This window comes from Erwinia amylovora (assembly GCF_017161565.1).
Lineage (GTDB): Bacteria > Pseudomonadota > Gammaproteobacteria > Enterobacterales > Enterobacteriaceae > Erwinia > Erwinia amylovora.
In genome coordinates this window covers 1,585,807-1,606,818 of the sequence record NZ_CP066796.1, presented here as the reverse complement: position 1 = coordinate 1,606,818, position 21,012 = coordinate 1,585,807, and the positions used below count along the sequence as shown (strand labels likewise).

The window sequence follows — 21,012 nt, the reverse complement described above, 5'->3', positions numbered from 1 at the left end:
GCTTTTTTTTGTTAATGACTTGTAAGATGCGCGTCAATACTACTTGAATATTGCCTTTACGCCAATCATCTCGGGTTTGCGGTATAATGCGCTTATTGTTCCTGAGTGCAAAGACTATGCGAAAAACTTCCTTTACTCATCATCACTCTAAGCGCAATCGCCCCCGCTCCGCCGCTAAGTTTGCGGAAAAAGGTCCCCGCTGCGTGGTGCTGTTTAACAAACCGTTTGATGTGTTACCACAATTCAGCGATGAAGCCGGTCGTCGCACACTAAAAGATTACATCCCGCACCCGGGTATTTACGCTGCAGGCAGGCTCGACCGCGATAGTGAAGGGTTGATGGTATTAACCAATGACGGTGCGCTGCAGGCGCAGCTCACCCAGCCGGGTAAACGTACCGGAAAAGTCTATTTTGTGCAGGTTGAAGGCTGTCCGCAGGAAAGCGATCTGCTGCCGCTGCGCGATGGGGTAAATCTGAAAGATGGTCCTACCCTGCCCGCAGTGGTAGAAAGGGTGGCTGCCCCCGGCTGGTTGTGGGATCGTCAGCCACCGATCCGTGAACGCAAAGCTATCCCAACCTGCTGGCTGAAAATAACCCTTTACGAAGGACGTAACCGCCAGGTCAGGCGCATGACGGCCCATATCGGTTATCCCACTTTACGCCTGATTCGTTTTTCCATGGGTAATCTGGGGCTACGGGCGCTGGCACCTGGAGAATGGCGGGATATCAGTCATGAGATCTGACGCTTAACCGGCGCTATGCCACGCGTATTCACCTTATGGAGAGCATTATGTTTAAACCGCATGTCACCGTTGCTACCGTTGTACAGGCTGAAGGACAGTTTCTGGTTGTAGAAGAACGGGTACGCGGGCGAATAACGTGGAATCAGCCTGCTGGCCATCTGGAGCCAGATGAAACCCTGCTGCAGGCGGCAGTGCGTGAGTTATCGGAAGAGACCGGTATTGACGCGGTGCCCCAGGCATTTTTACGTCTGCATCAGTGGATAGCTCCCGATAATACTCCCTTTCTGCGTTTCTTGTTCGCCCTTGATCTGCCAAAGATGGTTGAAACCTGGCCACAAGATCGCGATATTGACCGCTGCTGGTGGCTATCAGAACAAGATATTGTATCGTCAAAAAAACTACGCTCGCCGCTGGTGGCAGAAAGCCTGCATATTTATCAGAAGGGAGTGCGCTACCCGCTGGACATTCTTAGCGCCTTCCAGTGGCCGTTTAGCGAGAGTGCGCACGCCGCCGGCGCATGGTAGAATGCGTCCGCAATTTTATCAGAGTCGCCTTTAACGACTCCTGGTACCCCGAATGTTTTAGCTAATGGCTAAATGAGGACGGGTAGAAACTTTAAAGTCAGGTACAAGATGTCTAACAGCCAGAAAAAAGTGATCGTCGGCATGTCCGGCGGCGTGGACTCCTCCGTTTCAGCCTGGTTGCTGCAGCAACAGGGCTTTCAGGTTGAAGGCCTGTTTATGAAGAACTGGGAGGAGGAAGATGGTGAAGAGTATTGCACCGCAGCAGAAGACCTGGCCGATGCGCAAGCCGTCTGCGACAAACTTGGTATATATCTTCATACGATCAACTTTGCCGCCGAGTATTGGGATAACGTCTTCGAGCACTTCCTGGCGGAGTACAAAGCCGGGCGTACACCCAATCCCGACATTCTTTGTAATAAAGAGATCAAGTTCAAAGCCTTTCTGGAGTACGCCGCGGAAGACTTGGGCGCAGATTACATCGCCACTGGTCACTACGTGCGCCGACAGGATGTAGACGGCAAAAGCCGTCTGCTACGCGGTCTGGACGGCAATAAAGACCAAAGTTACTTTCTGTATACCCTCAGTCATCAACAAATCGCGCAAAGCCTGTTTCCGGTTGGAGAACTGGCTAAACCTGAAGTGCGCCGCATTGCGGAGCAGCTGGAGCTGGTTACTGCGAAGAAAAAAGATTCAACCGGTATCTGCTTTATCGGTGAGCGCAAATTCACCGAGTTTCTTGCACGCTATTTACCGGCACAGCCTGGAGCGATTATCTCCGTTGATGGAGTTAATGTTGGGCAACATCAGGGCCTGATGTACCACACCCTTGGTCAGCGCAAAGGGCTGGGTATCGGTGGCAGAAAAGAGGCTAATGAAGATCCCTGGTATGTGGTTGATAAGGATGTGACCAATAACCTGCTGGTGGTGGCGCAAGGGCACGATCACCCCCGCCTGATGTCGCAAGGTCTGACTGCCCAACAGCTGCACTGGGTCGACAGAAATGTGTTATCCGCCCCGTTGCGCTGTGCGGTTAAAACCCGCTATCGCCAGGAGGATATTCCCTGCACGGTTATCCCCCTTGACGCTGAACGCATTGAGGTGCGTTTTGATTATCCGGTCGCGGCCGTTACGCCGGGGCAGTCCGCGGTCTTTTATCTCGATGAAGTCTGCCTTGGTGGCGGCATCATTGAACAACGTCTGCCGTTAATTAACGCCTGACATAACCAGCCAGGAGTCAGTCACCGTGGCGAAAAACTATTATGATATTACTCTGGCGCTGGCTGGGATCTGTCAATCAGCCCATTTGGTGCAGCAACTGGCTCACTACGGGCAGTGCCCGCCAGAAGCGCTGAAGACTTCACTCAATAGCTTGCTGGACCTCAATCCGCCTTCTACGCTGGCTGTTTTCGGCAATCAGGAAGCGAACCTGCAGTTTGGCCTGGAAAGCCTGGTCGCGGTGCTCAATAGCAGCAGCCGCCAGGGGCTGGGGGCTGAGCTGACTCGCTATACCCTGAGCATTATGGTGTTGGAGCGCAAGCTCAACGCCAGTAAAACGGCACTGAGCGATCTCTCAAGCCGCATTGAACAGCTCGATCGTCAGCTGGCGCATTATGATCTGGAATCCGATACCCTGCTTGGTGCAATGGCCGGAATTTATGTCGATGTAATCAGTCCACTCGGCCCGCGTATTCAGGTTACCGGCTCCGCGGCAATCCTGCAAAATAGCCATATACAGAATAAAGTTCGTGCAACACTGCTGGCGGGCATCCGTGCGGCGGTGTTATGGCAGCAGGTCGGCGGTGGCCGCCTGCAGCTGATGCTTTCACGTAACCGTTTAGTTAAAGAGGCGAAAGCGATACTCGCTCGCCTGAGCGGGAACCCAACCTGATTTTTAATCGATCCAGGAGCAGCTACAATGGAATTATCTTCTCTGACCGCCGTTTCACCTGTAGATGGCCGCTACGGCGACAAGGTCAGCCCACTGCGTGCTATTTTTAGCGAGTATGGCCTGCTTAAATACCGCGTCGAGGTCGAAATTCGCTGGCTACAAAAACTGGCCGCTTGCGATGAGATCCAGGAAGTTCCGGCATTTGACGCCAACGCAAACGCTTTCCTTGATAACGTTATTGTTACTTTTAGCGAAGAAGATGCAGCCCGCATCAAAACCATCGAGCGCACTACCAATCACGATGTTAAAGCGGTGGAATACTTTCTGAAAGAGAAAGTCGCCTCGGTCCCTGCCCTGCATGCCGTTTCTGAGTTTATTCACTTTGCCTGTACCTCGGAAGATATCAATAACCTGTCGCATGCGCTGATGCTGGAAACCGCACGCCGCGAAGTCATTGTGCCCTACTGGAAGAAAATCATTGGCGCAGTGAAAGACCTGGCGGCGCAGTACCGTGACATCCCACTGCTTTCCCGCACGCACGGCCAGCCGGCAACGCCGTCTACCCTGGGTAAAGAAATGGCTAACGTCGCTTACCGTTTCGAACGTCAGTTAAGCCAGCTGGAGCGCATCGAGATCCTGGGTAAAATCAACGGTGCAGTGGGAAATTATAACGCGCATATCGCCGCTTACCCGGAAGTTGACTGGCACCAGTTAAGTGAAGAGTTCGTCACCTCACTGGGCGTGACCTGGAATCCGTACACCACGCAGATCGAACCACACGATTATATTGCCGAACTGTTTGACTGCCTGGCGCGTTTTAACACTATCCTGATTGACTTCGATCGAGATATTTGGAGCTATATCGCACTAAATCATTTCAGACAGAGGACGATTGCCGGTGAAATCGGTTCTTCGACCATGCCACATAAGGTTAATCCGATTGACTTCGAAAACTCTGAAGGGAATCTTGGTCTGGCAAACGCAGTGATGCAACATCTGGCAAGCAAGCTGCCCGTTTCGCGCTGGCAGCGTGACTTAACCGACTCAACCGTGCTGCGCAACCTCGGAGTGGGTGTGGGTTACGCGCTGATTGCCTACCAGGCAACGTTAAAAGGCGTGGCCAAACTGGAGGTGAATCGCGACCGTCTTCTGGAAGAGCTGGATAACAACTGGGAAGTTCTGGCCGAACCAATCCAGACGGTGATGCGTCGTTACGGGATTGAGAAACCTTATGAGAAGCTGAAAGAGCTGACTCGTGGCAAGCGCGTTGATGCGCAAGGCATGAAGGACTTTATCGACAGTCTGGCACTGCCGGAAGAAGAAAAAACGCGTTTGAAGCAAATGACGCCGGCAAACTACCTCGGCCGTGCCGTTCAGATGGTTGACGATTTGCCATAGGCCGTACTGGGGGCTGGCGCGAGTCGGCCCATGTTAAGCTGCGGTTTATTTGCTCTCCGCTATACTTCTTTTCAATCTATGCTGCTGATATCTGGTGGCCTGTAATTTCTTAAGGATTAGGCTATGCGTGTGTTAGTTGTGGAAGATAATCCACTGCTGCGTCATCATTTGGCGGTGCAGCTGCGTGAGATGGGTCACCAGGTCGATGCCGCTGAAGATGCGAAAGAGGCTGACTACTTCCTGAACGAACACACCCCGGACATTACGCTGGTCGATCTTGGTCTGCCAGATGAAGACGGAATGGCGCTGATCCGCCGCTGGCGTACTCAGGAAGTGCGTCAGCCAATTCTGGTCTTAACCGCTCGTGACGGTTGGCAAGCCAAAGTTGAAGCGCTGGAAGCCGGTGCCGATGACTACGTCACAAAACCATTTCATATTGAAGAGGTAGTTGCGCGTTTGCAGGCGCTGATGCGACGCAACTGCGGTCTGGCCTCACAAATTATTACGCTACAGCCTTTTCAGGTTGACCTCTCGCGCCGTGAATTAACCATCAACGACCGCCAGATCAAACTCACTGCTTTTGAATACACCATTATTGAAACCTTGATCCGTAATGCTGGCAAAGTCGTCAGCAAGGATTCGCTAATGCTGCAACTCTATCCCGATGCTGAACTGCGCGAAAGCCATACCATCGATGTATTGATGGGGCGTCTGCGCAAAAAGATTCAGGCAGAACATGCACAGGAAGTGATCACTACGGTGCGCGGTCAGGGTTACCGCTTCGATCTCTGAAGGTATGTGTAATTCACGTTTTCGCCGTATAAAACCCTTTTCGTTACGCATCCGTTTCCTCCTTGCCACCGCCGCCGTTGTGTTGACTATGTCTCTCTCCTACGGCATGGTTGCCGTGGTCGGTTATGTGGTGAGTTTCGATAAAAACACCTACCGCGTGCTGCGCAGTGAAAGCAATCTGTTTTTCACCCTGGCTAAATGGCAGGATGAGAAGCTCACCATCGTGCAACCCGAGCGCATGACGCTTAATTTCCCAGCGCTGGTATTTATTTATGACGATAGCGGTAAACTGCTCTGGCAACAGCGGGATGTGCCGAATATCCGCGCAAAAATTCAGCGTGAATGGCTTAAAAAGTCTGATTTTTACGAAATTGACACCAGCAATCACACCAGCCGTGAAGTGCTGGGCAATGACCGTGATGCGCAGAAAAAGCTGACCGACTATGATGATGACGGCAATGACACTTTTACTCACTCGGTAGCGGTCAATCGTTATGACGCAACGCTTACTCTGCCAAAGCTCACCATCGTGGTCGTCGACTCCATTCCTCAGGAGTTGCAACATTCCGATGTCGTATGGTCATGGTTCAGCTACGTGCTGCTGGTCAATCTGCTGTTGATAATTCCCCTGTTGTGGCTTGCCGCGCACTGGAGCCTGCGCCCGATCGGTACGCTGGCTGCACAGGTACGCGAGCTGGAGGGCGGTAGCCGTGAAACGCTTGACCCGTCACCTCCGCAAGAACTGAAGGGACTGGTACGCAATTTGAACCTGCTGCTGGATAACGAGCGCCAGCGCTACACCCGCTACCGAACCACTTTGAGTGATTTGGCTCACAGCCTGAAAACGCCACTGGCGGTACTGCAAAGCACGCTTCGTTCATTACGCGGTGGGCGTAACCTTTCCATACAACAAGCTGAACCGATAATGCTGGAGCAAATTAGCCGTATTTCGCAACAGATAGGATATTATTTGCATCGCGCCAGCATGCAGGCCGATCACCATGCCCTGAAGCGCGACCTGCACTCGGTACCCGCCCTACTCGACAGCCTGATTTCGGCGCTGAATAAGGTTTATCAGCGTAAAGGCGTGGTTTTAACGCTGGATATTTCCCCGGAAGTGATCTTCATTGGTGAGCAAAATGATTTTATGGAAGTCATGGGCAACGTTCTGGATAACGCCTGTAAATACTGCCTGGAGTTTGTCGAGGTTAGCGTCCAGCAATCTGAAAACACCTTGCGCATCATCGTTGAAGATGACGGTCCCGGTATCCCGGAAAACAAGCGAGACCTGATATTTATCCGCGGCCAGCGCGCCGATACCATGCGCCCGGGTCAAGGTCTTGGGCTGTCGCTGGCACGGGATATCCTGGAGCAGTACGCCGGGGAGATCAGCGCCAGCACCAGCACGCTTGGCGGCGCACGAATGGAAGTCATTTTTCAGCGCCAGTAAGCTTCCCGGCACGCCATACCCGTTATAATTGGGTGAGCAGGAAGACAGCAAGCGCGTTACAAAGGGTGGCGAAACCCTTGACGAGCCGGGTAAGAAGTGAAGCCAACGTACCCGGATCTTGAAGAATGACGGGCATTGTACCCAGCAACCGCCGCTCACTGTTATAATCAATCCACTTTGGCGTTTCAGGAAACCATCATGGAATATCAGCTTGATCTCAACTGGCCCGACTTTATTAAACGCTACTGGCAGAAACGCCCGGTGGTGCTTAAACGCGGCTTTAAACACTTTGTCGATCCCATTTCTCCTGATGAACTGGCTGGACTGGCGATGGAAAACGAAGTGGACAGTCGCCTGGTCAGCCACCAGGATGGAAAATGGCAGGTCGGACACGGACCGTTTGAGAGCTATGATCATCTTGGAGAAAATAACTGGTCGCTGCTGGTACAGGCGGTTAATCACTGGCATGAGCCTTCTGCCGCGCTGATGAATCCGTTCCGCGCCATTCCGGACTGGCGCGTGGACGACCTGATGATCTCCTTTTCGGTTCCCGGCGGCGGCGTGGGGCCTCACTTTGATCAGTATGATGTGTTTATCATTCAGGGCACCGGTCGCCGTCGCTGGCGAGTAGGTGAAAAACTTGAGATGAAACAGCACTGTCCACATCCGGATCTGCTACAGGTTGAGCCTTTTGATGCCATTATCGACGAAGAGATGGAACCAGGCGACATTCTCTATATTCCGCCAGGCTTCCCTCATGAAGGCTATTCGCTGGAAAACGCCATCAACTATTCGGTGGGCTTCCGTGCGCCAAGCGGGCGCGAATTAATCAGTGGTTTTGCCGACTATGTGCTGGCACGCGAACTGGGTAGCCATCGTTTCAGCGATCCAGACGTGCAAATGCGTGAAAATAATGCAGAGATCCTCCCCGCCGAGCTGGACGGCATCCGCAGTATGATGCTGGATGTCATTAATCAGCCGCAGCATTTCAACCAGTGGTTTGGCGAGTTTATTTCGCAATCGCGACACGAGCTGGATGTCGCTCCGCCTGAGCCCCCATATCTGCCGGATGAAGTTTATGATGCGTTACAGCAAGGTAGTCAACTTTCACGTCTGGGCGGGCTGCGTGTGGTATCTGTCGGTGAGACGATATTTATCAACGGGGAAAGTGTGGAATCGCCCCATCGCTCTGCTCTGACGTTACTGGCTAACCAGCTGACGCTGGGTCAGGAACAACTGGGTGATGCACTTGAAGACCCCTCGTTCCTTGCACAGCTGACGGCGCTGGTGAACAACGGCTACTGGTATTTTACCGACGATGAATAAACGCCATCATCACCGGCGGCCATTGCCGGTGGTCACCCGGCCGCGATCGCCCTCCCCGCCAGCGCCATAATCCGTTGCCCGTTCTGAGGTCACTACCGCGATGCGGGCAATAAGCTATCTCAGAACAGGTCGCTGCGGCCGAAACGTCATTACCGACGCGGGTAATGAATGATATTGTGAAAACAGAGTAACTTTTCACCCGGATTGCAATAGCTGTGCGCTTGGTCCGCGTGAAAACGCAGCGCCTCGCCTTCTTTAAGCCGCTGTCGGCGGCCATCAACCGCTATCTCCAGCTGCCCGGCGATGACGATTGCATGCTCAACCACGCCCTGCTCATGCGCGCTGGATTCGCTAAGCGCTCCCGGCGCCATCTCGACGACCAGCATTTCAAAGCCTGTCTCTGCGTCGTAGGGGAATAACGGCACAATCTGCATACCGTGATTCGGCTGACGATATCCCTGTAACAGACGTTGACTGCGCGTGGCGCCATGATCGGCGATGTCCGCAGCGATAAATGCGGAAAATGGCAGATTAAAACCGCTGGCGATCTTCCACAGCGTTGCGATGGTCGGACTTGACTCCGCGCGTTCAATTTGCCCGAGCATGGCCTTACTCACCCCGGTAATCTGCGCCGCCTGAGCCAGGCTCCAGCCGCGCGTAGCACGCTGCGCCTTCAGGGTTTGCGCCAGATGATGTTGCAGCCTGTCCACGATAATTTCTCCACTCTGTTTGTAAAGAGTATAACCCCTTGTACGTTATAACGCACAATGCTACGTTGTGCGTTATAACGTACAGGAAATCATTTAAGGAACCGACTATGCGTTCATCCCAGGCTCTGAGCCGCCCCACTTTACCAGCGCTTGTCGCCGGGTTCGTTGCCGTGCTGGTTAGCTATACCAGCTCTGCAGCAATCATCTTTCAGGCGGCAGAAGCGGCTGGCGCCAGCGCCGGACAGATCGGGGGATGGATAACCGTACTCGGGCTGGCAATGGGCGTAACGACACTGGCGCTGTCACTGTGGTATCGCACGCCAGTACTCACCGCCTGGTCAACGCCCGGTGCTGCGCTACTGGTCACCAGTTTGCCGGGCACGCCGCTTAATGAAGCGATTGGTGTATTCGTCTTCGCCTCCGCCCTGATCCTGATTTGCGGGATAACCGGCATTTTTTCCCGCCTGATGGACGCTATCCCACAGGCCATTACCAGCGCGATGCTGGCCGGCATTCTGCTGCATTTCGGCATTAATGCTTTCGCTGCGCTGCAGGTTAACGTTGCCCTGAGCGGCACCATGTGTCTGGTTTGGCTGCTGTCACGCCGCTGGTCGCCGCGCTATGCCATCGTGTTGACGTTGCTGGCCGGCTTAATGGTGGCTGCCATGCAGGGCAATATTCATGTCAACCACACGCAAAATTTCGCCATGCCACAGTTTGTTGCACCGCACTTCAGCCTGTCCTCGTTGATGGGTATTGGCATCCCGTTTTTCGTGGTCACCATGGCATCCCAAAACGCGCCGGGGATTGCCGCGCTGAAGGCCCATGGCTATGCGCTACCGGTATCACCGCTTATTGCCTGGACCGGGCTGACTGCCCTGCTGCTGGCACCGTTCGGCGTGTTTAGCGTCTGTATCGCAGCAATCACCGCAGCCATTTGTATGGGGGAAGATGTGCACAGAGATCCCCAACGCCGATATTGGGCGGCAGCGGCGGCCGGGGTCTTTTATCTGCTGGCGGGAATATTTGGTGGTGCCATTGTCGAACTTTTTAATGCACTGCCGCTGGGGCTGATTCACACCATCGCCGGCCTGGCGCTGCTGGGCACGCTTTCCGCCAGCCTGCAACGCGCGCTGGGCGATGAAAAGCAGCGTGATGCCGCGGCAATCGCTTTTCTGATCACCGCCTCGGGCGTTACCCTGCTGGGGGTCGCTTCAGCATTTTGGGGATTGGTCGGCGGAGTGCTCGCCCACCAGGTCCTGAACCTGACCAGGCGCTAAAGCGGGTTGGCCGTCGTTCTGCGCGATCGGCCGGGCAATCATCTTCAGCACATTGTGAACCCACTGAGGCACGACCTGACTCGCCAGCCCGTAATGCTTTTGTTCAAACTCGCTACCCAGCTGGCTCGGTTCGAGATTAAGCTCGATGGTGTGCGCCCCCTGCAAACGGGCCTCGTGCACAAAGCCGGCAGCCGGGTAGACGTGGCCAGAGGTGCCGATGGCGACGAAATAATCCGCTTCAGCGATCGCCTGGCCTATTTCGTCCATTTGCAAAGGCATTTCGCCAAACCATACGATATGCGGACGCAGTACTGACGGGAACTGGCAGCAGTGGCAGCGATCGTCGGGTTTAACATCTTCTTTCCAGGGCACGGTCTGACCACTGTTGGTACAGCGTACCTTCAGTATTTCGCCATGCATATGGATAATATTGTGGTTGCCGGCCCGCTCATGCAGGTTATCGATATTCTGGGTTACCAGCAGAAAATGGTCGCCCAGCGCCGCTTCCAGTTCCGCCAGCGCCAGATGCGCGGCATTCGGCTGAACTTGCGGCTGTTGGAGCTGACGACGGCGCTGATTATAAAAGTCCTGAACCCGCTGCGGGTTCAGGGCGAACCCTTCCGGCGTGGCAACATCTTCGACCTTGTGGTCTTCCCATAATCCGTCTGCGGCGCGAAAGGTCTTTATCCCTGACTCGGCAGAGATGCCCGCTCCGGTGAGCACGACAACCCGCGGCAGCCGGTCGCGGGCAATCTCAATATTGCGGTCGCGTTCAAAAATGCGCTGACGAAAACGCTGGTGTACCTGGCGTCGGGTCTTCTTGTAACGTGCCAGCCTGAGGCGGCGACGGGGTGTGCGCATCATTAAATCCTCTAAACATTCGGGTGCAGGAATGCGGCACCGCGCATTCCTCCTGCGTCTCCATAACGCGCCTTAGCAAAGCGCGGTGGCCGGGCAGTTGGTATCATATGCGACCTCACCCGTTCTGCAAGGCCGTCATACAGCGCATCAAAGTTGGACAAACCGCCGCCCGGAACCACCCGGTGCGGGTCCGGCAGCGTCAACATATTGCCTGAACATACGGCTGGCAGCTGGCAATAACGTTCGGTGTGTGCCAGCGCGTCAGCCTCGCCTTCATCATAACGACCGATAATCTCCGGTGCACTCTGTGCCTGCTGATAAAATGCTGCCACAGCCAGCAAAATCCGCTTCCTGAGAGATAGCCCTCAATACAGCCCTGCTGCCCGCAGCCACAGGGCAACAGAGGAAACTCACGGCCAGCCACCTGAAGCGCATCTGCTGCCGGGCGCATATGGCCAGCTTCGCCGAACCTGTGATCACGCCCGGTAATCGCTTCACGTCGACTATAAGCCCTCTGCCAACGCCGGTGCCGGGAATATCGCCAATACCAGCGGATAGTCGAGGAATTCCTCATTCCAGGCTTCGGACAGGGCAAAACCGTTGGCTTCAGCACTTCCCGCCCAAGACGCTCGCTAAGATCGGCCTGTCGCGTGCGCCCGCGCACCGCCGGAATATTAGCGCTAAACAGCGTACCGTCATCCGCTATCCCCAGCCCCGGCATACCAATACCACGCTAAACTGTGCGCCACAAAAGGCATCAGCCTGCTGCGTCAGGCTTTACAGTAGGGCCAGCAGCTGTGCATAGTCATCTTTAGGGGTGGTAACCCGCTGCTGACAGATAAACCGCCGCTGAGCGTTACATACGCCAGGCGCAAATTTTCTGCCGCAACATCACACCCTTACTGCATCATGCCCCCGTGCTCACTGGCCGCTAAGCACCCTGGCCGGGTCGATACGGCTGGCGCGGCGAGCCGGGTACCAGCTGGCTATCAGGCTGAGCACCAGCGACGTCACCAGTACGGCAGCAACATCACGCCAGTGCAGTTCAGAGGGCAGAAAATCAATAAAATAGATATCGCCGGAGAGGAACTGGTAGCCGGTTACCGCTTCAATAGCGTGCATGATTGGCGTCAGATTAACGGCAGCCAGCACCCCAACCATAACGCCACTTACGCTGCCCAACAGTCCTGCCAGCAGCCCGTACCAGACAAAAATGGCGCGAATAAGGCCATCTTTAGCACCCAAAGTGCGCAGTACCGCAATATCGCCGCTCTTGTCTTTCACCGCCATCACCAGCGTGGAAACAATATTGAAGCAGGCGACACCGATCACCAGCACCATTGCCAGATACATAATCGTGCGGATCATCTGTATGTCGCGGTACATATATCCGTAGGTGCTAATCCAGCTACGAATGTAAACGTAGGAACGCGTCACTTCCCCTGCCTGGCGCACCACGGCAGCCGCGTCAAACGGATTGTTCGTTTTGATGGCGATACCCGTAACATTTTCCCCCATACCCAGCAGTTGTTGTGCATCATCGAGCGGTACCAGGGCCAGGCTGTGATCGAGCATGCCGCTGAGTTTAAGCACACCGGCTACCTGCAAACGCACGCGCTTAGGCTGCAGCAGTTTGTGGCCAGCATCGCTGTTGGGGATCATTACGGTCAGCCAGTCGCCCTGTTTTAGCTTCAGGCTGCCGGCCACCCCTTGTCCCAGTATGATCTGCTGCTTACCCGGCGCGAAATTTTGCCAGGCATGCCCCTGCACGTAAGATGGCAACGCGCTCAGACGGCTTTCCCGCTGTGGATCGATCCCTTTTACCTGAACCGCCTGAAGCTTGCTGCCGCTTTCAATCAGCCCGGTAAAATTGATATAGGGTGCCGCCGCCGCCACCCCGGGGACCTGTGCAATCTTTGGTAACATCGCCTGCCAGCCGGTGAACGGCTGGTTAACGGGTTCGATTTCACCATGCGGAACCACCGCCAGAATGCGGTGATTGAGTTCACGTTCAAAGCCGTTCATTGCGCTAAGACCAATGATTAATACGGCAACGCCCAGCGCAATACCCAGAGTTGAGATCGCCGAGATCAGCGAGACCATGCCACCGCGCCGCCGGCCCCGGCTGAAGCGCAAACCAAGCAATAATGAAAGAGGTCCCGCCATCAGAAGCTACCTGCCAGTATCATCGGTTCACTGAGCTGACCGTCACGCATCTCCCTCTGACGCGGCAGACGTTTGGCCAGATGCAGATCGTGGGTGACCACCAGAAAAGCGGTGCCCTGCCGCTGGTTCAATTCATTTAACAGATCGAAGATGGCATCAGCGTTGCGTGCATCAAGATTGCCGGTCGGCTCATCGGCCAGCACCAGGCGCGGATTATTGACCAGCGCACGCGCAATCGCCACGCGCTGGCGCTCGCCACCGGAGAGTTCGGACGGGCGATGTGCCGCACGATGCTCAAGACCAACCGCTTTTAGCATTTGTGCCGCCCGTTCCTGTGCCTGCTCCCTGGCGGTTTTGGCGATCAGCAGCGGCATAGCCACATTTTCCAGCGCGCTGAAATCTGGCAGCAGATGGTGAAACTGGTAGATGAAGCCCAACTCCCGGTTGCGCAATGCGGCTTTCGCCGCAGAGGACATCGCATTGAGTGAGTTACCGTCGAACAGCACATCGCCGGAGCTTGGTGTGTCCAGGCCGCCCAGCAGATGCATCAGAGTACTCTTACCTGAGCCGGAACTGCCAACAATGGCCATCATTTCACCTGGCTGTACGTCGAAACTCACATTGCGCAAAACTTCGGTCTGCACGCTACCTTCCTGATAGCGCTTGCACAGGTTGTCGCACTGCAACAGGATCTTGTTACTCATAACGTAAAGCCTCTGCGGGTTGAACGGCGGCCGCGCGCCAGGATGGGTATAACGTTGACAGCAGTGCCACGATGATAGCGGTAACGGTGATCGTTGCAACCTGTGTCAGAGAAATCTCAACAGGCAATGCGCCTTCTTCAAGGAAGGTACCAATCACCGGCATTAAATTATCGAGCTGGCTGGCCAGCAGCACGCCCAGCAGTGCGCCAAGCAGCGAACCGACGACGCCGGACGTTGCCCCCTGCACCATAAATAGCGCGACAATCTGCCGACGCGTCAGCCCCTGGGTTTGCAGAATAGCCACTTCCCCCTGCTTCTCCATGATCAGCAGCCCCAGTGAGGTCACAATATTGAAAGCAGCCACGGCAACGATCAGGCTGAGCAGCAGCCCCATCATATTTTTTTCCATTTTAACCGCCTGGAACAGTTCGCCTTTACGCTCACGCCAGTCTTTCCACACCAGCGATTCAGGTAAGGCTTGCTGGCTGGTGCTGTCGACCTGCAACGGTTTATCCAGCCACAGACGCCAGCCGGTAATATTACCTGCCGGGTAGCGCATCAGGCGAGAGGCATCCTGCTGGTTAACCAGAACCTGATAACCGTCGACATCGCTGTTAGCGGAGAAAGTTCCGATCACGGTAAACAGGCGCTGGCTTGGGATGCGCCCCATCGGCGTAAACTGGCTGGCTGAGGGCACCATCATGCGCACCTGTTCACCCGTCTTCAGCCCGAGCTGGCCTGCCAACTGCTCGCCGACAATCACATTATACTGGCCGGACCGCAGCTGCTGCTGCTTCACGTTAATCAAAAACGGTGTCAGCGGATCGGCTTCATCAGGATCGATCCCCAGCATGACGCCAACGCCAACGCTGCCAGCACTCTGCATTACCACTTCACCGGTAGTCAGCGGCGTGATGCGACTCACTCCGGACAGATGCAGGCTGTCGGCCGGCGTCTGCCGGGGGTTAATGGAACCTGAATCGCTGGTCACCAATGCCTGAGGCATCAACCCAAGCGTATTTTTTTCCAGTTGGTGTTCCAGCCCATTCATCACCGACAACACGGTGACCAGTGCCATCACGCCCAGCGTAATACCGATGGCCGAAAGCCAGGAGACAAACCGCCCGAAGCGGTCTGAGCCACGCCCGCGCATGTAGCGCAAGCCAATAAATAAGGCGACAGGTTGATACATGGCATCCGTCTTTTGTGTATGGCAATGAACAATTGCAGGGGATAATAAAGGTTAGCGCCACTTTATGGAACCACTAAGCCACTGACTCTGCGCATTGTTTCGTCAACGAATGAAAAATTCCCTTATAATTTCCAAATATCACCTGCCTGGCGCCGCCCTGCCGCCCGGTTAAGCATATTCACCCTACAACCATGCCCGCGTGGCGGAGAAAATGTCCGTGTAAAAGTACAGTTTCCTTAATGAGGTTAATCTGGAAATAAGACAATCTGACCCCTTGTCCGTTTTTTTTATTCGCTTGATACCTTTTAATGCGCTATACGTTGCAATGCAATACGTCACGGCCCCGCAACATAACAGATGAGAATCGGTAACCTTAATAGTGACTTAATGACACATGTTTTTGTGAACGCCCAAATAAGATCCTGGCCATTAAGTAAAATGTCGATAAATTGCCTGCAACCGGGCGTCACGCATCCTTTGAACCTGTAAGTTCATGCTATTTAACTTATCTCGTTATGTGTCAAAGCCCGCAGCCAGCCGTAACCCGGCCGGCTGGTGAGCGATTCATTTTTACCGTCCTGAGCCTGAAAGATGCCAAACAATACTTATCTCCTTAGTCGGGCCACCCTGTTATTTACCCTTGCCATGCTGCTGTCGAGTATTGGCCTCGAGTCACGTCATTTTGCCTCGCAGTCACTATTCTGGCCCTGTAATGCCGTGCTTCTGGGATTGCTGGTTCGCTTTCCGTCACTGGACAAATTGAGCCACCTGCTGGTGCTCTATTTGGGCATGTTGTTCGCCGAACTCTGCTTTGGCGACGACATAAAGGTAGCCATTGGGTTGAATGCCGCCAACATTGTGTTTATTGCCACCGCGCGCTGGGTGCTGCTTACCACGCATTTCAGGCGCACTTTTACCCGTCGTTTACAGGCTTTGTTGCACCTGTTTCCGGCATCACTGCTCGGAGCGGCGGCGTGTGCTGTGGTTGGAGCCGTCGTTAGCCAGCGCTACTTTGAAGAGGATCTGTTTAAAGCCTGGTCCTCGTGGTTTTCCGAACAGATGTCGACCTCAATTTTGCTGTTGCCGCTGATGATCAGCCTGCCGCGCCGTCAGCAACTGCCGCAGATTGCCGCAGCGCTGCGAGACAGCAGCTTTTTGCCACTGCTGACGCTGGTCATGACGATCGTCAGCGCGATTTGGCTGGGTGGGGGTGGCAGTTTGCTATTCCCCCTGCCGGCATTATTGTGGTGCGCCATCAGCTATCCGCTCTTTGTCACCTGTTTTCTGACCATGCTGACCGGGATTAGCGAAATTATATTGGTGGCCGGCAACGTATTGAATATTCAGGGTAAGGGTGATCTGTTTCGCATAGACAGCTTGTCCTCTGCACGCCTCGGCGTGGCGGCCATGCTGATCGGCCCGCTGATTGTCAGCCTGAGTACGCTTTCAAATAAAAAGCTGGTGGCACGCATTACCCGGCGTGCTGATTATGACTTTTTAACCGGCGCGCTGACACGCAGCGGTCTTTCCGCAAAACTGGATTCGCTGGTTGGCGGGCGCAACCGGCAACAGGGATTTGTCGGCGCAGCGTTAGTGATCGATATCGACCGCTTTAAGGATATCAATGACACATGGGGCCATGCTGCGGGAGACTACGTACTGGCTAAAACCGCTGAGTGTTTGCGCGATGGATTATCACCTTCGACGCTGATTTGTCGTATGGGTGGGGAAGAGTTTTTGATTTTGATCCAAGGGATCACACAGGCTCGCTCGTCACTGTTAGCCAATCGTCTGCGTCAAAGCGTTGAAAACAATGAGATTACTTTTAATGGTAACGATTTGAGTGTGACGGTCAGTATTGGCATCAGCTCACTTAACATTAGCAACGTGAATAGCCTCGACGAGTCGATTAAACGCGCCGACGAACAGCTCTATATTGCTAAAAGCTGCGGGCGTAACCAGGTACGACCCGAATTTATGTTGTAATGATGCCAACCCGCTCACCGCGGGTTGGCATTGCAGAGCAACAACTGTCCCTCATTTTGCTCAAGCCCGGGGAATGGAAGATAACGCGGTCGATCCTGGTTTAACCCCTTTAATAATAGGCAATTTTGCGTTCGATTCCGTTCAGGTTGACCATCATATAGCCGCTGGGTGTCAGATCGGTTGGTGTGCTTGCCGTAGCGGTAGCAATGGTCAGTATCCCTTTCTCGTTCGCCCCTACTCCCGCCAGTCCGTTATGCAAGCTCATACGCGCTGCCGGAGATACCGTGCCTATGCTGGAGAGGTCGGCAACTTCGCCCAGATCGGAAGTAAATAACGAACATACCCCGGACTCAAAGCGCGTTGGCCCGGTCGACGTCAGATTAAACAGGGTATCGCCACTGTTAGCTTTCAGTTTCACCCAAATCTCCGATGTGGTGGTACCAATGCGGTTGAACTTAATGTCGAGCACCGCCGGTAAGCCGTAATGGCGGATGTCGGCGTAGATCGCCTTAGCACAGCGATAGATAGCAAGATAGCTGGTGCCTGAAGACATCGCCGTGACCGGATTACCGGCGACCCCGCTAATCTCCTCATTGGTGAGTTTGCCAGTCATCTCAACAACCCACTGCTGATTCTCTTTCGGCATAAAAACTTTGCCCAACTTATACCACTTATCGCTGGCAGAATTATTGGTAATCCGGTAGCCACTGTGCCATCCCACACGCAGAGTTCCGGTCATCTGCGTGCCGAAGCTTTCATCCCGGCGCCAGCCGGTTTCAAAACCGGACAGCCAGCGTTCGGAGGTGTTGTTCAGGCTAATCGATCCACCCGAATGTAGATTGAGCTGCCGCATTTGCACGCGAGCATTGTCCAGAATCAATGGGTTGGCACAGTCTTCCAGGCTCAGTGTTTCAATCAACCATTGACCATTGTTCAGGTCACCAGGGAAGCGGGTATGTTTAATCCAGACATTACGCAGTATGCCCTGGGTCACACGCGGCATCATCAAGGTCGCATCGCCGTAACCGTACTGGAAGTTAGCGTTTGACAGTTCTATCGCCGTTGAGTGATCCCATTCACCGTTCGCGCTGTTGGACCAGCCGACCTCGATTACCCGGCCGTAGGTATTGTTGGTATAGATCTGGTCAAGCCGGGTGTCGAACGTATCCAGTAGTTTAAAGACCGTACCGCCGTTGTTTTGTACACGAAAACAGGTTACCTGAACGTCTTCGCCCGCGACGATAGTGTTCTCAAAAAAGGGTTGTTGATTGCTGCACATTTCAGCAGAGATCGCCCTCTGATTAGCGTTGATGTCTGCATTCGCCCGGCCGTCCCAACTAATTCCCTCGATAACGCTACGCCGCGCCTGCACCCTGAACACGGGCGTGGCTGACATGTCAGAGATAATCGTTGTACAGGGTGTCAGACCCTGTGAACTATCGTCACCATAAAGATAAAACAGGCGCAATTCATGGGCGGACAGGTCGATGGGGTGGATTAAGAAATTACCGGCAGGAAATCGCACCCCCATTTTTTCACCCATGTCGTCGGCGCTTTTTGACCAGCTCAACATCAGTTTGACGGCCTTGCTGTCATCAGTGACGCCATCACCTTTGCCGCCAAAGTGGCAGATATTCAGCTTTTCTGTACCGTTATTGACGCGTCTCCAGTAAAAACCATCACCCACGGCTAAAGTGCCTCCATCATCTTCAGGTAACACTGGAGAGCGGTTCCCGACAAAATGACCTCCGCCTTGAGCGCTGTGGCCCTCATCGTGATAACGGGTTAATAGCGCAATTTCACCAGATTCAGTCGGCTCGGTGGTACGTAATTTAGCGAAAGAGTTAACTTCGATCATCATAACCTCCAGGACAGTGCGCACCCGCGCAGTGCCATATTCAAGATAAATTAAATGGTTAGGTTAATTCAGCTTTTATTAATGGTGCGATATTTTTATGTCATGCACTGCCGGGCCGGGGACGCATATACATAGGCAATTCCAGCCATGTTAGAAGCGCAACTGTGAATATCAGCACAAACATCACCAACATGTATATACCACTTAAGACAACCCGTATGTGTTTAAATACAGGATCTCTCCGCGTGCTATTTTGCCGGCTAACTTCAACATGCAAGCCAATACCTTTTCTTACCGCCCGGTGGCAAAATCTACCAACGAAATAATAAGAATCTGCACCTGACTGTCAGAATAAATCGATGTTAATAGCCTATAACGGAAATTGCGTACGCATTCACAGAGAAGAAAATATAATTGTTCAATCGCCAGGTGACCGTCCAAATCAGATATGTTAATACTCAGAGATTTTCGCATTCCAGCTCACATTCAAGAGCAGTTAATACTCCACAGACAAATCCCTCCGCCGTCTGTAATTTCTTACGGATAGTGCCGTCCGCGCAGCGGCGTCTGCGGGCAATTGAACGTAGTGAAATCTGATAAAGATAATGGGCGACCAGAATATCATGTTGCTCTTTCGACGCCATCGCCAACCGACTAATACAGCCATCCAGGATGATGCCATCATCATCACTGCATAGCAGCCTGTTGCCGCCATGATGAGTGATCAATCCTCTGAATCCGGACGCAACTGAGGCATACCCCAGCCGACGCTCGCCATACGAAGCCCAAGCCCCCCAACGCTGAAGTAATGCTTTGATATTTCGCATAGTGCTCCTGGCTTGATTACTGACGCAGCCTCATCATGGCTGCCATGCCCCACCAGCTATACAGATTGATACAGATGCCTGCAGCAGGGCTGACCCAACTGGCGGCCTTGCGCTATAGATCACAGGCAGTTGACTCGCGGTTAAGCATCAACGTTGTCAGGCTGCAATCTGTGCGGTATGAAAATTCGCGAAAGGGACAGGTTGCATCATCTTTGGCACAATCTTTGTGCTTAAATTATCCCGTCCACAATCGCCGCTTTTCTGAACGCAATGACATCCAGCCCGCATCACGGGCACCTGAAACTTCCTTCCCTAAGCACGCTTGTTAATTTTTCCTGTATAACACCGTGCAATAGCTAAATCTATAGCAAGTCGCGTTTATAGCAAAAAGTATCAACTTTTTTATAGCAGCGAGTGATTTATTTAAATCATGAGCGATGAATTCATTTTTTATCATTTTGTTATAGGCTTGTAGCGACAGCGCATTGATAACAGGGAGCGCGCAGGCTCTGTTACTCACCCACTAATATTTCACACAACATCGATCTTGCGAGATTGTTCTGTCAGCACGGTTTTTAGCAAACCCTGACACAGCGATCGGTTATATTAATTAATAGCGGCCTAAGTTGTGAAAAGATGATGATTTAAATTACCTATAAACGAAAAAATTTCATCATTCTGTTACTTCAGGAGTTAGCAGGCGGAAAAAGTTTCAGTTAAATCTGACCGGCGATATGTAAAGAGTCGTCATAGTTCCATGCGCCGTTAAATTGCGCTTAGGCTGGCATCGACGCGGCGAGTAAAGAGCGAATACTGGCGGACTGGTGTTACACTTTCGGACGAAAAATCGCAGACGATGCCGGCAGTCAGAAATCTGACATTATCGATTTGTTGTACCTTATTGAATGTTTTTTAAGGGTGGCAGTAAGGCAGAGTAAGAAACAACAGCCGCATCCGGCGGACTGTCGGGTTAAAAAATATTGTCACCGTCATCACTTTTCAGGGATTCGATAAACTTGCGCTGTGAGGAAGTTAGCCGCCAGCCCTCCAGATCGGGTGCGGGAGATGTTTTATCCTGTCCGGCAACAGTGGGCGCGGATGAATGGCCGTCATTCGGATTGTCAGCAGGTTTGACTTTTTTATCCATAAACTCTGTAACCGAACTTCAGTCATAAAGAGAGTGCTACCCGCGACGGCACATTCGCCGTTTTCCTATCTGGACGCTTCTCTCACTGAATGCGTTCCAGTCTCCCTGTGTAAGTTGACAAGGTCCATTCTAGGATTTTTCCGCATATTTATAAGTTAAT

The 21,012-nt window shown here is 53.3% G+C and carries 18 protein-coding genes and 1 pseudogene; 10 read left to right on the top strand and 9 right to left on the bottom strand.

Annotated features, from left to right (window positions below; translation table 11 throughout):
* The first annotated feature begins 86 nt into the window (after window positions 1–86).
* The 8 genes from rluE to JGC47_RS07455 all read left to right on the top strand — a co-directional run bounded on the left by rluE (window position 87) and on the right by JGC47_RS07455 (window position 8,121).
* Window positions 87–743: a 23S rRNA pseudouridine(2457) synthase RluE gene (gene rluE, locus JGC47_RS07490; protein WP_004157203.1), complete on the top strand. Its 657-nt coding sequence runs from the start codon at window positions 87–89 to the stop codon at window positions 741–743.
* Window positions 744–790: 47 nt separating this feature from the next.
* A complete protein-coding gene (locus JGC47_RS07485) occupies window positions 791–1,267 on the top strand; it encodes an NUDIX domain-containing protein (protein ID WP_004157202.1) in 477 nt (158 codons plus the stop codon).
* A gap of 108 nt (window positions 1,268–1,375) precedes the next feature.
* Window positions 1,376–2,485, top strand: coding sequence for a tRNA 2-thiouridine(34) synthase MnmA (mnmA, locus tag JGC47_RS07480; protein WP_004157201.1), 1,110 nt, complete (start codon window positions 1,376–1,378; stop codon window positions 2,483–2,485).
* A gap of 25 nt (window positions 2,486–2,510) precedes the next feature.
* Complete coding sequence (gene hflD, locus JGC47_RS07475) at window positions 2,511–3,155, top strand: high frequency lysogenization protein HflD (RefSeq protein ID WP_004157200.1); 645 nt, start codon at window positions 2,511–2,513, stop codon at window positions 3,153–3,155.
* Between the two features lie 27 nt (window positions 3,156–3,182).
* Window positions 3,183–4,553 carry an adenylosuccinate lyase gene (purB, locus tag JGC47_RS07470; protein WP_004164196.1) on the top strand — a complete coding sequence of 457 codons (1,371 nt, stop codon included), beginning with the start codon at window positions 3,183–3,185 and terminating at the stop codon, window positions 4,551–4,553.
* A 123-nt stretch (window positions 4,554–4,676) separates the two neighbouring features.
* On the top strand, window positions 4,677–5,345 hold the full coding sequence (gene phoP, locus JGC47_RS07465) for a two-component system response regulator PhoP (protein WP_004157198.1): 669 nt from the start codon (window positions 4,677–4,679) through the stop codon (window positions 5,343–5,345).
* A gap of 4 nt (window positions 5,346–5,349) precedes the next feature.
* Window positions 5,350–6,795, top strand: a complete 1,446-nt coding sequence (phoQ, locus tag JGC47_RS07460; protein ID WP_004157196.1) for a two-component system sensor histidine kinase PhoQ — start codon at window positions 5,350–5,352, stop codon at window positions 6,793–6,795.
* A gap of 198 nt (window positions 6,796–6,993) precedes the next feature.
* Complete coding sequence (locus JGC47_RS07455) at window positions 6,994–8,121, top strand: ribosomal protein uL16 3-hydroxylase (RefSeq protein WP_004157195.1); 1,128 nt, start codon at window positions 6,994–6,996, stop codon at window positions 8,119–8,121.
* A gap of 149 nt (window positions 8,122–8,270) precedes the next feature.
* On the opposite strand, the gene JGC47_RS07450 is transcribed toward JGC47_RS07455, so the two are convergent.
* A complete protein-coding gene (locus tag JGC47_RS07450) occupies window positions 8,271–8,831 on the bottom strand; it encodes a helix-turn-helix domain-containing protein (RefSeq protein ID WP_004157194.1) in 561 nt (186 codons plus the stop codon).
* Window positions 8,832–8,938: 107 nt separating this feature from the next.
* On the opposite strand from JGC47_RS07450, the gene JGC47_RS07445 reads away from it, so the two are divergent.
* The gene (locus tag JGC47_RS07445; RefSeq protein WP_004157193.1) at window positions 8,939–10,111 is read left to right on the top strand and encodes a benzoate/H(+) symporter BenE family transporter; all 1,173 of its coding nucleotides are present in this window, start codon (window positions 8,939–8,941) and stop codon (window positions 10,109–10,111) included.
* Here the strand turns inward: JGC47_RS07445 and cobB are convergent.
* The 5 genes and pseudogenes from cobB to lolC all read right to left on the bottom strand — a co-directional run bounded on the left by cobB (window position 10,046) and on the right by lolC (window position 15,034).
* On the bottom strand, window positions 10,046–10,975 hold the full coding sequence (cobB, locus tag JGC47_RS07440; RefSeq protein ID WP_004157192.1) for a Sir2 family NAD+-dependent deacetylase: 930 nt from the start codon (window positions 10,973–10,975) through the stop codon (window positions 10,046–10,048). The two genes, JGC47_RS07445 and cobB, sit on opposite strands and share 66 nt — an antisense overlap.
* An 8-nt stretch (window positions 10,976–10,983) precedes the next feature.
* Window positions 10,984–11,857: pseudogene (locus JGC47_RS17590) on the bottom strand (ROK family protein); the annotation flags it as partial.
* A 36-nt stretch (window positions 11,858–11,893) separates the two neighbouring features.
* The gene (gene lolE / locus JGC47_RS07430) at window positions 11,894–13,138 is read right to left on the bottom strand and encodes a lipoprotein-releasing ABC transporter permease subunit LolE (RefSeq protein WP_004157190.1); all 1,245 of its coding nucleotides are present in this window, start codon (window positions 13,136–13,138) and stop codon (window positions 11,894–11,896) included.
* On the bottom strand, window positions 13,138–13,842 hold the full coding sequence (gene lolD, locus JGC47_RS07425; protein ID WP_004157189.1) for a lipoprotein-releasing ABC transporter ATP-binding protein LolD: 705 nt from the start codon (window positions 13,840–13,842) through the stop codon (window positions 13,138–13,140). The genes lolE and lolD overlap by 1 nt, the downstream gene beginning before the upstream one ends.
* Complete coding sequence (gene lolC, locus JGC47_RS07420) at window positions 13,835–15,034, bottom strand: lipoprotein-releasing ABC transporter permease subunit LolC (protein ID WP_004157188.1); 1,200 nt, start codon at window positions 15,032–15,034, stop codon at window positions 13,835–13,837. Before lolC ends, lolD begins: the two co-directional genes overlap by 8 nt.
* A 591-nt stretch (window positions 15,035–15,625) precedes the next feature.
* Between lolC and JGC47_RS07415 the strand changes: the two genes are divergently transcribed.
* Window positions 15,626–17,020 (top strand): GGDEF domain-containing protein, encoded by a 1,395-nt coding sequence (locus tag JGC47_RS07415; protein ID WP_004157187.1) that lies wholly within the window; start codon window positions 15,626–15,628, stop codon window positions 17,018–17,020.
* Window positions 17,021–17,129: 109 nt separating this feature from the next.
* Here JGC47_RS07415 and JGC47_RS07410 read toward each other — a convergent pair whose 3' ends face one another.
* The 3 genes from JGC47_RS07410 to JGC47_RS07400 all read right to left on the bottom strand — a co-directional run bounded on the left by JGC47_RS07410 (window position 17,130) and on the right by JGC47_RS07400 (window position 20,852).
* Window positions 17,130–18,878: a hypothetical protein gene (locus JGC47_RS07410; protein WP_004157186.1), complete on the bottom strand. Its 1,749-nt coding sequence runs from the start codon at window positions 18,876–18,878 to the stop codon at window positions 17,130–17,132.
* Window positions 18,879–19,336: 458 nt separating this feature from the next.
* Window positions 19,337–19,705 (bottom strand): antiterminator Q family protein, encoded by a 369-nt coding sequence (locus tag JGC47_RS07405; RefSeq protein WP_004157185.1) that lies wholly within the window; start codon window positions 19,703–19,705, stop codon window positions 19,337–19,339.
* A gap of 970 nt (window positions 19,706–20,675) precedes the next feature.
* The gene (locus JGC47_RS07400) at window positions 20,676–20,852 is read right to left on the bottom strand and encodes a hypothetical protein (RefSeq protein WP_004157183.1); all 177 of its coding nucleotides are present in this window, start codon (window positions 20,850–20,852) and stop codon (window positions 20,676–20,678) included.
* Window positions 20,853–21,012: the final 160 nt, after the last annotated feature.

Coding starts and splice junctions, on each gene's coding strand:
- purB (WP_004164196.1), top strand. CDS start 3,183: ATGGAATTATCTTCTCTGACCGCCGTTTCACCTGTAGATGGCCGCTAC.
- JGC47_RS07415 (WP_004157187.1), top strand. CDS start 15,626: ATGCCAAACAATACTTATCTCCTTAGTCGGGCCACCCTGTTATTTACC.
- JGC47_RS07455 (WP_004157195.1), top strand. CDS start 6,994: ATGGAATATCAGCTTGATCTCAACTGGCCCGACTTTATTAAACGCTAC.
- phoP (WP_004157198.1), top strand. CDS start 4,677: ATGCGTGTGTTAGTTGTGGAAGATAATCCACTGCTGCGTCATCATTTG.
- JGC47_RS07400 (WP_004157183.1), bottom strand. CDS start 20,852: ATGGATAAAAAAGTCAAACCTGCTGACAATCCGAATGACGGCCATTCA.
- phoQ (WP_004157196.1), top strand. CDS start 5,350: ATGTGTAATTCACGTTTTCGCCGTATAAAACCCTTTTCGTTACGCATC.
- lolE (WP_004157190.1), bottom strand. CDS start 13,138: ATGGCGGGACCTCTTTCATTATTGCTTGGTTTGCGCTTCAGCCGGGGC.
- lolD (WP_004157189.1), bottom strand. CDS start 13,842: ATGAGTAACAAGATCCTGTTGCAGTGCGACAACCTGTGCAAGCGCTAT.
- JGC47_RS07410 (WP_004157186.1), bottom strand. CDS start 18,878: ATGATCGAAGTTAACTCTTTCGCTAAATTACGTACCACCGAGCCGACT.
- mnmA (WP_004157201.1), top strand. CDS start 1,376: ATGTCTAACAGCCAGAAAAAAGTGATCGTCGGCATGTCCGGCGGCGTG.
- JGC47_RS07485 (WP_004157202.1), top strand. CDS start 791: ATGTTTAAACCGCATGTCACCGTTGCTACCGTTGTACAGGCTGAAGGA.
- JGC47_RS07405 (WP_004157185.1), bottom strand. CDS start 19,705: ATGCGAAATATCAAAGCATTACTTCAGCGTTGGGGGGCTTGGGCTTCG.
- JGC47_RS07445 (WP_004157193.1), top strand. CDS start 8,939: ATGCGTTCATCCCAGGCTCTGAGCCGCCCCACTTTACCAGCGCTTGTC.
- rluE (WP_004157203.1), top strand. CDS start 87: ATGCGCTTATTGTTCCTGAGTGCAAAGACTATGCGAAAAACTTCCTTT.
- lolC (WP_004157188.1), bottom strand. CDS start 15,034: ATGTATCAACCTGTCGCCTTATTTATTGGCTTGCGCTACATGCGCGGG.
- cobB (WP_004157192.1), bottom strand. CDS start 10,975: ATGATGCGCACACCCCGTCGCCGCCTCAGGCTGGCACGTTACAAGAAG.